We start from the raw sequence: 1,166 nt of genomic DNA on the forward strand, positions 1-1,166 counted from the left end.
TCCGCGCCGATCTCGACCCGCGCGACATCGCCCAGGTGCACCGCCGCACCGCTGGGCAGCGTGCGCAGGATGATCGCGCGGAACTGTTCCGGGGTCTGCAGGCGCGACTGCGCGGTGACGGTGGCATTGAGGCTCTGCGTCGCACTGGACGGCAGCGCCCCCAGTTCACCAGCAGTGACCTGGGTGTTCTGTGCCTGGATCGCACTACGCACATCCGACGGCATCAGGTCGTAGGCACGCAGCTTGTGCGGATCCAGCCACACCCGCATCGCATAGGCCGAACCGAACACATTGATCTCGCCGACGCCGGCAATGCGGCTGATCGGATCCTGCACGTTGCTGACCAGGAAGTCGGAAACGTCCACCCGCTCCATGCGCCGGCTGGTGTCGTACAGCGAAACCACCATCAGCGAGTCGCCCTGCGACTTGGCCACGGTCACGCCCTGCTGCTGCACTTCCTGCGGCAGGCGGTTGATGGCCTGGTTGACGCTGTTCTGCACCTGAACCTGGGCGATATCGGGATTGGCGCTCTGGTCGAAGGTGACCGTGATCCGCGCCTGCCCCGAAGACGAGCTGGTGGAAGAGAAATACAGCAGGTGGTCGATGCCCTTGATCTGCTGTTCGATCACCTGGGTGACGCTGTCTTCCACCGTCTGCGCAGACGCGCCGGTGTAGTTGGCGGTGATGTTGACCTGCGGCGGTGCGATGTCCGGATACTGTTCGACCGGCAGCTGGGTCACCGCAATCGTGCCGAACGCCATGATGCAGATCGCCAGTACCCAGGCGAATACGGGGCGGTGGATGAAGAAGCGCGGCAGCATGCGTTCAGTCCTTTCCGGCCGGCGCGGCCACGGGCTTCACCCGCACCGGCATGCCGTCGGCAAGGCCCTGCGCCCCCGCCACCACCACCTGCTCGCCGGCGCTCATGCCGTCAAGCACCAGCCACTGGTTGCCGACCGCGCGTGCGGTGCGGAAGATGCGCAGCCGCGCCTTGCCCTCCTTGTCGACCAGCCACGCCTGCGCCTCGCCCTTGGCACTGCGGTCCACCGCCGACTGCGGCACCAGCAGCGCCTGCTGCTGCGTGCCCTGGCCCACCTGCGCGCGCACGTACATGCCCGGCAGCAACTGTCCCTCGGGGTTGGGGAACTGCGCACGCAGGGTGATGC

Annotated in this window: 2 protein-coding genes; both read right to left on the reverse strand. The window is 66.9% G+C overall.

The genetic code is table 11. The features are described 5' to 3' along the window. On the reverse strand, nucleotides 1-821 hold an 821-nt coding region (locus DBR20_RS23355), incomplete at its 3' end, for an efflux RND transporter permease subunit (RefSeq protein ID WP_258223393.1). A 4-nt stretch (nucleotides 822-825) separates the two neighbouring features. Then, on the reverse strand, nucleotides 826-1,166 hold a 341-nt coding region (locus DBR20_RS23360), incomplete at its 5' end, for an HlyD family secretion protein (RefSeq protein WP_258223394.1).

This window comes from Stenotrophomonas sp. HMWF023 (genome assembly GCF_003060985.1).
Lineage (GTDB): Bacteria > Pseudomonadota > Gammaproteobacteria > Xanthomonadales > Xanthomonadaceae > Stenotrophomonas > Stenotrophomonas lactitubi.